Genomic DNA, 8,214 nt, shown 5'->3' on the forward strand with positions numbered 1-8,214 from the left:
CTAGACGAGTAGTTCCGATGTCGGTCAGTGGTCGTAGGCGATCAGTGACCGGGTGATCGGTGCGCCGGTCTTGTTGTTGTGCCAGATCGCGGCGGCCATGGCCAGTAGGCGTTGGGCGATGCGGACGGCGACTCCGGTGAAGGTCCGTCCGCCGTGTTGTTCGAGGTCGAGTTGACCTTTGAGGGTGTCGTTGACCGACTCGATCAGCTGCCGGACCTTCTTGAGCAGCGCCTCGCCGTAGCGGGCTTTGTCCCGCTTGCGAGAGGGCCGCAGCAACTGGATACCCTGCTCGGCCAGGTCCCGCTCGAGTGTCTTGGACGCGAAGCCCTTGTCGCTGATCATCAGGATGCCGGTGTGCTCGGCGACCACGCCGGCTTCGACCTCGAGCATCGCGGCGAGGACCTCCCGTTCGCCGATCTTCGGGTTGGCCAGGGCCCACATGATCGGCATCCCGGTCGGGGTGCACACCAGATACAGGCGCAGGCCCCAGAAGAACCGTGAGTGGGAGGCGCAGTAGCCGTATCCGGCCCACCCGGCCAGGTCCGAGCGTTTCACCGTCGGGCGGGACATGCCGCACGGGATCGGGGTGGAGTCGACGATCCAGTGGTTGTCGAACCAGAAGTCGCTGTCACGGGCCAGGTCCCGGATGGTCTTCTTGATCAGCGGCAGGGCGGCACGGAGCCGCTTGTTGTAGCCGGGGCGTTGTGGCAGGTAGGGGAACCAGGCGCGTAGATGGATCCGGGCGTAGCGGATCCAGTGCGCCTCCGACCGGGCGCCGAGCAGGACCTGGGCCACGGCCAGGCAGACCAGCTCGGAGTCGGTCAGCAGCGGCGGCCGGCCCAACCATCGCGGCGTCCGGATCGTGTCATCGATCTTCACGTAAAGTGCGGTCAAGAGGGTGTCGAGGTCTTGCGTCACAACATGATCATCGACACCCTCCCTCATGCCCTCGCATCGACCCCCGACATCGGAACTACTCGTCTAGCGTCGACAGAGACCGTCGCGGACCCGCGCGAGGTGGCCCGCGGCCGACCACGGATCGGAGGGCACCGATGAAGCGACGAGTGACCTGGGCACTGACCGCCGCCGGGGTGGGAGCCGCTCTGGCCGCCACGTACCCGCTGCTGCTGCGCGACCGCTGCCTGCACTGGGGAGCCACCCCGGACGAGGTGATCCGGGAGCTGCCCGGCGACGACCTCATCCCCGACCCGGACGTGCTGGCCACCCGCGCGGTGGCCGTCGACGCGCCGCCCGCGGCGATCTGGCCCTGGCTGGTGCAGATGGGCAGCGGCCGGGGTGGCGCCTACACGTACGACTGGATCGAAAACCTCTTCGGCCTGGACATGCACAGCGCGGACCGGATCCTGCCCGAGTACCAGGACCTGAAGGTGGGCGACGTGCTGCCGATCGGCGCGGACGGGCCGAGCATGACCGTGGAGATCCTCGAACCGGAACGGGTGCTGTGCCTGCGTGCCGGCAACCTCGAATGGGTGTGGACGTTCGCCCTGTACCCGACCACCGACGGCGGAACCCGGCTGATCTCCCGCAACCTCATCGCCACGCCCGACGCGCCGGCGCTGCGCCGCCTGTACAACACGCTCTTCCTGGAGCCGGGCAGCCTGGTCATGGAGCGGAAGATGTTGCTGGGCATCAAGGAGCGCGCCGAGCGGACCGCCGGCGACCGGCCGCCGGCGGTCGCGCGGGCCACCGGCTGAATGCCGCCCGGTGGTGCCGCGACCCGGGTCCCAGCCGAGCGGACCGCTCAGCCAACCGGGCGCAGACCATCGGCCCTGATCGGCCACCCGCTGCCCGGATTGGGATGGAACGGGCGCCCCGCCGGCTCACCTTCACCCGGCCGACGGGACTTGTGGCCCTGTCTGGCCGGGCCTGAACGGCGAAGGCTGTAGGTAGCCGGGGACAGGGAGGGCACAGATGGCACGGCAGCGAATCGTCGTGGGTCTCGACGCGTCGGCGGCGGCGCGCGACGCCTTGTGGTGGGCGGTACGGGAGGCGGCGCGCACCGGCGCCCGCGTCCTCGTCGTGACCGCCTGGCCGGCCGCCGACCGGGCGCTGGCCCGGGACCGGGACGGCCTGTTCGAGGCGCGCCTCGACCTGCACCGCATGCAGCGGGACCGGATCGCCGAGGCGGTCGCCGGAGTGTCGCCCCGTCCGCCGATCGCGCGCGAGCTGGTGCTCGCCGACCCGGTCACCGCGCTGAGCCACGCGGCCGCGATCGCCGATGTCGTCGTCATCGGCAGCGACACCGCCACCGGCCTGCGCGGCGACAGCGTCGCCGCCGCGCTCGCGCACCAGCTGGCCCGCCGTGGACATCCGGCGGTCCTGGTCGTCGCGACCGCCAAGGTGGCCGAGCCGGGCCCCGTCCTCACCACCGCGGCCTGACGCCGCGCCGAAGGTCCCCGACCCGACGGCAGGAAGTCCGGCGGCCCGGACGTACGGACGGGGCGCCCGCGCGGATGGCGGGCGCCCCGCGGGAGCGGGCGCGACGGAGCGCGTCGCGCCGCTCAGATCTGCCAAGTCAGGTCGTCCGTGTCGTCGTCATCGCCCGGTCCGGTCGGCACGGTGACCGTGTGCCCGCCCACGGGCACCGGGTCGGCCAGCGGGACAGCGGTGCGGTGGTCGGGCAGGGCCGCCGCCGAGACGGCAAGCGCGACGGCCAGAGTACCGATAAGCATGGCAGCGGCACGGATGGTCCTTTTCACCGGTTACACCTCCTGCGGTGAACAATGCGGTTTGCACCAAACTTCGCGGGGGCCTGCGCTAATTGGTGGACGCGTTGGCTGAATTGTTTCGCCGGGGCTGTCGGCCGCTCAAGGCGCCGCCACTGTCCACCTCCTGCGTGGCCGAAGCCGGACAAGGGTCGTGCTGCGTAAATACGCGGAGCCGATATAGGTGATCTGACGAATCGCGTTCACGAGTCCGGGGTGTCCGGCGGCGGGCTCGGTGGCAGGGCCGCCTCGGCCAGCGGCACGATCAGCTCGACCTGGCAGCTCACCGGCCAGTAGCCGGTGAGGCCGGCGCGCTCCGCACGCGCGATGAGCTGCGCCGCGACGCGTTCGGCGCTGAGCAGGCCCGGCGCGACCAGGAACATCACGACGTCGACCCCCCGGTCGCTGGCCTGGGCGTAGAGGTGCTCCAGGCCATCCCCCGGCTCGGCGACCATCCATATCAATCTCTGGAGCTTGTCGCCGGGCAGGTGCGTGGCCGCGACCAGGTAGATCAGGCGGACGGTGACGGCGTACACGTCCTCACGATCACACCATCCACAGCTCGGGCCAATCTCATCGCGTGGCAGGTTCTTGCGCGGCAGACAAAGGACAGACAAAGATTTGGAACGCGTGGGGCACGATCCCGCTGGACGAAAGTAGGCGACCAATCCACTCGGTGGGCGGCGCCGAATGGCCAGAGTCCAAACGGAACGTGACGAGGAGGCCGAAGTGTTGGAGGCGTTCGGCGTCGACCCGTCGGCGGAGAAGATCTACCTGGCCATGCTCAAGCAGCCCGGCGCCGGAACGGCGTCGCTGGCCGCGAGCCTGGGGTGGACCGAAGACGCGGTCAAGGACGCGCTGGACGAGCTGGCCAGGTTGTCGCTGCTGCGCCCGTCGTGGGAGGACCCGGAGCTGCTCAGGCCGGTGCTGCCCGAGGTCGGGCTGGAGATCCTGCTGGCCCGCCAGCGTGCGGAGCTGTTGCGGCGCCAGCACCAGATCGAGGAGGGGCGGGCGGCCATCGAGGCGCTGGTGGCCGAGCACAACGCGCACCGCGCGCCCGGCGAGTCGGCGGCCCAGGTCGAGGAGCTGCTCGGCGTCGACACGGTCCGCGAGGCGCTGGAGCGGATCTCGTTCGAGGCCCGGCACCAGCTGCTGACCTTCGCGCCGGACGGTGCCCAGACGGCCGAGGCGCTGACGGCGAGCCGCCCGCTCAACCAGCGGGTGCTCGAGCGGGGCATCGAGATGCGCACGATCTACCTGACCAGCGCCCGCAACGACCGGCCGACCGCGGCGCACGCGCGGTGGCTGGTCGAGATGGGCGCGCAGGTGCGCACCGTGCCGGTCCTGCCGCTGCGGATGCTCATCGTCGACCGGGCCCGGGCGGTGGTCCCGCTGGACCCGTCGCGCACCTCGACCGGTGCCTGCATCCTGCACGGGCCGGGCGCGATCGCGGCGATGTGCGCGCTGTTCGAGCAGCAGTGGCAGCACGCCCGGCCGTGGGGCGGCGACCAGGCGACGCGGGGTACGCCGGACCTGACCGATCAGGACCGGGCGCTGCTCCAGCTCCTGCTCCGCGGCGACACCGACGAGCAGGCGGCCCGCAGGTTGGGCGTGTCGGCGCGTACGGTCGGGCGGATGGCGGCCGAGCTCATGGCCCGGTTGGGCGCGCGGAGCCGGTTCCAGGCCGGTGCTCTGGCGGCCGAGCAGGGATGGCTGCGGCCGCCGCCGCGCGAGGCGGCGCCGTCATGAGCGCGCGGACGTAGCGCCGCAGCAGGGCCGACATGCCGTACATCTCCTGGTGGGCGGCGACCTCCGGGTCCGGGACGAACAGGAGGCTGGCCTCCAGGAGCGTCGCGATCGTGCGGTCGACCGAGCCGGTGCCGGCGCCGAGCGCGGTCACCACCTCGTCGCGCCCGAAGACGGGGCGCGGCATGCACGCGAGCTGGCGCAGCGACTCCCGGGGCGGTGGGGCGATCGAGCCGATCCAGTCGTCCAGGCAGGCCTGCACGGAGAGGTCACCGGCGGCCAGCTCGGCGAAGAGCGCCTGGTCGTCGGCGAGGCGCTCGGCGTACCGGCTGATCGGGATGTGCGGGAGCATCGCGAGCTTGGTGCCGAGCACCCGGACCGCGAGCGGCAGCCGGCCGCACTGCTCGACCAGCCGTTCCGCCGCGTACCGGTCGGAGACCACCCGGCCGGCTCCGACCATCCGGCCGAGCAGGTCCAGGCACTCCATTGTGGACAGCTCGGCGAGCGCGACCCGGCAGACCGCGTCCAGGCCGCTCAGCTTCAGCCGGCTGGTCACCAGGACCCGGCTGTCGCCCAGCCCGGGCAGCAGGGCCCGCACCGAGTCCTCGTCCATCGCGCCGTCCAGGACCAGCAGCATCCGCCGTTCCGCGAGCCAGGCCCGCCAGAGCGGCACCGCCTCCCCGGGCGGCGGCGACGCGCCGGAGTACCCGAGCTGCCGCAGCAGCCCCACCGTCACCTCGTGGATCGGCCGGGGCCGGCCGTCCCGGGCGCGCAGCGGCACGAACATGACGCCGTCGGCGAAGCGCCCGTCCAGGCGGCGGGCGGTCCGGATGGCCGTCACCGTCTTCCCGACGCCGGCCGGGCCGGTGAGCACGACGACGTCCACCGCCGGGCCGCCGGCGTCGAGCAGGTCGACGAGGTGGTTGAGCTCGTCGCGCCGGCCGACGAAGTCGGGCAGGTCACGCGGCAGGCCGTTGGTGGCGCGGGACAGCCCGCCCGGTCCGGGCTGGGACTGGCCGGCCAGGATCCGCTGGTACAGGGCGGTCAGCACCGGGCTCGGCTGGATGCCGAGCTCCCGCGCCATCCGCTGCCGGATCTCGTCGTAGTAGGCCAGCGCCTCGGCGGTGCGGCCGCATCCGGCCAGCGCGGTCATCTTCGCGACGCCCAGCCGCTCCCGGAACGGATGGCGGCCGGCGACCTCGTCGATGCCGTCGAGCACCTCGGCGTAGTGCCCGAGCGCCACCTGCCCCTCCGCCCAGTCCTCGTACGCGGACAGGAACCGGGCGGCCAACCGGTCGGACTCGTTGACCGCGATGGGCACGCCGGCGAACTCGGTCAGCGGAATCCCGTGCCAGCAACGGATCGCGCCGTCGAGTGCGGCCACCGCGCCGGGCAGGTCGCCGTCCCGCAGCAGCCGGCGGCCGGCCGTCGCGTACCGCTCCAGCCGGAGGAGGTCGAACTCCTCCGGCTCGACGTCCAGCACGTACCCCGAGGCCACGTACCGGATCCGGTTGCCGACTATCTTGCGCAGCGCCGCCACGTAGATCTGGAGGTTCTTGCGGGCGGTCCGCGGCGGGTTCCCCTCCCACAGCGCCTCGGTCAGCCGGTCCACCGGGACCACGCTGCCGGCCCGGCTCAGCAGCAGCGCCAGCACCAGCCGCTGCTTCGGCGGCCCCAGGTCGACCCGCTCGCCGCCCTTCCTGACCTCGAGGCGGCCCAGCAGTTCGAACGTCGTGGTCGGTTCACGGTCGGTTCGGTGATCGTCATGCATCGCGCCGTCTTCCGTCCTCAACCTCTGCTCACGTACCCCGTGAAGGTCGTACCTCGATGGTGTTGACCCGGGAGGGTCTTGGTCAACGAAGGCATCGGGGCGGGAAGGAGCCAGGCAGGTTTCCGCCAGGCGGCTGGCCTAGATCCTTGGGTTTGGGAATCTGAACACGGGAGTCAGGTTTTCAGGCCGCGGTTTTTAGTCGTGAGCGGGTGATGTAGTCCTCGACGTGCTGGTCGATGGTGGCTAGGGCGTGGCGGAGGGTGGGTGGGGCTTGAGGCTGGTCGGCGGCGGTGAGTGGTCGTAGGAGTCGGTTGTGGAGTTTGGTGTAGAAGATCGCTAGGCGTTGCCCGTCGGGGGTCAGGGTGTAGGTGTGGGTGTGTTCGATCCGGTGGATTAGGCCGTTGGCGCGTAGCCGGCGCAGGTCGTAGGTCATCTGGCTGGTGCTGTAGCTGGTGCCGAGCAGCCGGGCGGTCAAGGCGCGAAGGCTGTTGTTGGTGATGCCGGTGACGGCGAACAGGTTCAGGCATAGGGCGCCGGTCAGGGCCATGACCCGAGGGTCGCCGAAGCGAAGCGCTGGGGCCCTCCTGCCGTCCTCGGTGAGGGTGGGCTGGGCGACCCGCTCGATGGCTGGGCTCGCCAGGACACAGCCCTGACCGACCCGGATAGTGTCCAACAGTCGGCGGTTGACGTCACGGGCCTTGACGACGAGTTCGTCGAGGTGTTCCAGGCGGCGCAGCACGCGCAGGTCGTAGGTGTCGTTGATGACGGTTTCGATACGCAGCGCGCGGCGGTCTTTGAGGTAGTACTTGATCCGCGAGTGGCGGTAGAAGGCATTGACGACGACGCCGTCGTTGTCCCGGTCGATCGCGGTGCGGAACACGCCGTGGGTGGTGGAGCGGACCTGCCGGTTGAAGATGATCTCCATGTTGTCGGGGCGGCCGATGTCCAGGTTGTCCGCGGCGAGGGCTTCGAAGAAGGCCCGAGCGTGGTGGGGTGCGCTGAACACGATGGTCTTGGCGACCTCGACCTGGCGCATGGAGATGTCCCACCAGTAGCCGGCCTGCCGGTCGGTGCCGGTGAACGGCAACGGCAGCCGGGCCCACCAGCGTTCGGCGAACACCGTAATGGTGCCGGGGCCGAGCCGGTCACAGATGTCCTGCAGCGCGGCGGGCTCGTCACAGGAGGCGAACCCGTTGGACAGTTCGGTGAAGCCGACACCCGCTGCGGTGGCTTGGCGTTTGGCCCACTCGTGCCCGTTGATCCAAATCTTGCCCGGGTAGGGAAAGTAGGCGCAGATCTTGATGAACGCCGGGCCGACCTGCTCGTCCCATAGGTAGAAGTAGTAGCAGGTGACCCGGCGTTCGACCCGTTGGTAGGAGAACCACACCGCGCCGGTCCCGGTTTCGGACTTGGTGCCGGTGAAGACTCGTTGGTATTCCTGCGCGACGCCGATCGCGGCGACCTGAGACCGGCCGGTGGCGGCGGCCTTGCGGATCAGCGGCATCATCTGATCGATCTTGCGTTCCGGCCACGGGCTGTCGGCCAGCACACCCGGTCTGCTGTTGTCCTTCTTCCCAGCAAAGCTGATGACCGGGATGTCGTTGGCCCGCGCGAACGACATCACGGCCCGGCGGAACGTCTGTCCCCGGCGTTCCAGCAACGCCGGTGATGGCACCGGCTTGCCCTCATGCTGGGTCAGGAAGCTGACCACCTGGCCGCCCACCATCAGGTTCGGCACGGACAAGGTGAGATAGACCCGGTCCAGGCAGTCGATCTCCAGCAGCTTGCGCCCGTCGAGTACGTCGTTGACCGTCACCGCGTTCGTTCTGGACACACGCGCTGCCATGACCGTGCACCTCCCGCAACCACATCCGTGGATGCGAGGATGCGACCACCGCGAGCGGCCCCACCAGGCCAATCACCCGTCTGGGCGGTCCGAGGCGAAGCCTCCCTCGTGCGGTGGCCACCAAC

The 8,214-nt window shown here is 70.6% G+C and carries 8 protein-coding genes; 3 read left to right on the plus strand and 5 right to left on the minus strand.

Translation table 11 applies throughout. The features are described 5' to 3' along the window. Window positions 1–24: 24 nt before the first annotated feature. Window positions 25–918, minus strand: coding sequence for an IS982 family transposase (locus RB614_RS43980; RefSeq protein WP_308717983.1), 894 nt, complete (start codon window positions 916–918; stop codon window positions 25–27). Between the two features lie 134 nt (window positions 919–1,052). Between RB614_RS43980 and RB614_RS43985 the strand changes: the two genes are divergently transcribed. Both RB614_RS43985 and RB614_RS43990 read left to right on the plus strand, forming a co-directional pair. Continuing rightward, window positions 1,053–1,715, plus strand: coding sequence for an SRPBCC family protein (locus RB614_RS43985; protein WP_308718662.1), 663 nt, complete (start codon window positions 1,053–1,055; stop codon window positions 1,713–1,715). Window positions 1,716–1,932: 217 nt separating this feature from the next. Continuing rightward, a complete protein-coding gene (locus RB614_RS43990; RefSeq protein WP_308718663.1) occupies window positions 1,933–2,400 on the plus strand; it encodes a universal stress protein in 468 nt (155 codons plus the stop codon). Window positions 2,401–2,522: 122 nt separating this feature from the next. Here RB614_RS43990 and RB614_RS43995 read toward each other — a convergent pair whose 3' ends face one another. Then, the gene (locus RB614_RS43995; protein WP_308718664.1) at window positions 2,523–2,693 is read right to left on the minus strand and encodes a hypothetical protein; all 171 of its coding nucleotides are present in this window, start codon (window positions 2,691–2,693) and stop codon (window positions 2,523–2,525) included. 236 nt (window positions 2,694–2,929) lie between these two features. Next, window positions 2,930–3,262 carry a hypothetical protein gene (locus RB614_RS44000; protein WP_308718665.1) on the minus strand — a complete coding sequence of 111 codons (333 nt, stop codon included), beginning with the start codon at window positions 3,260–3,262 and terminating at the stop codon, window positions 2,930–2,932. Window positions 3,263–3,455: 193 nt separating this feature from the next. Here RB614_RS44000 and RB614_RS44005 point away from each other — a divergent pair, with 193 nt between their 5' ends. Continuing rightward, complete coding sequence (locus RB614_RS44005) at window positions 3,456–4,475, plus strand: helix-turn-helix transcriptional regulator (RefSeq protein WP_308718666.1); 1,020 nt, start codon at window positions 3,456–3,458, stop codon at window positions 4,473–4,475. Here the strand turns inward: RB614_RS44005 and RB614_RS44010 are convergent. After that, window positions 4,375–6,243 carry an AfsR/SARP family transcriptional regulator gene (locus RB614_RS44010; RefSeq protein ID WP_308718667.1) on the minus strand — a complete coding sequence of 623 codons (1,869 nt, stop codon included), beginning with the start codon at window positions 6,241–6,243 and terminating at the stop codon, window positions 4,375–4,377. The two genes, RB614_RS44005 and RB614_RS44010, sit on opposite strands and share 101 nt — an antisense overlap. Before the next feature lie 181 nt (window positions 6,244–6,424). Next, complete coding sequence (locus RB614_RS44015; protein ID WP_308718668.1) at window positions 6,425–8,089, minus strand: helix-turn-helix domain-containing protein; 1,665 nt, start codon at window positions 8,087–8,089, stop codon at window positions 6,425–6,427. Window positions 8,090–8,214 lie beyond the last annotated feature (125 nt).

It is taken from the genome of Phytohabitans maris (genome assembly GCF_031085175.1).
GTDB lineage: Bacteria > Actinomycetota > Actinomycetes > Mycobacteriales > Micromonosporaceae > Phytohabitans > Phytohabitans maris.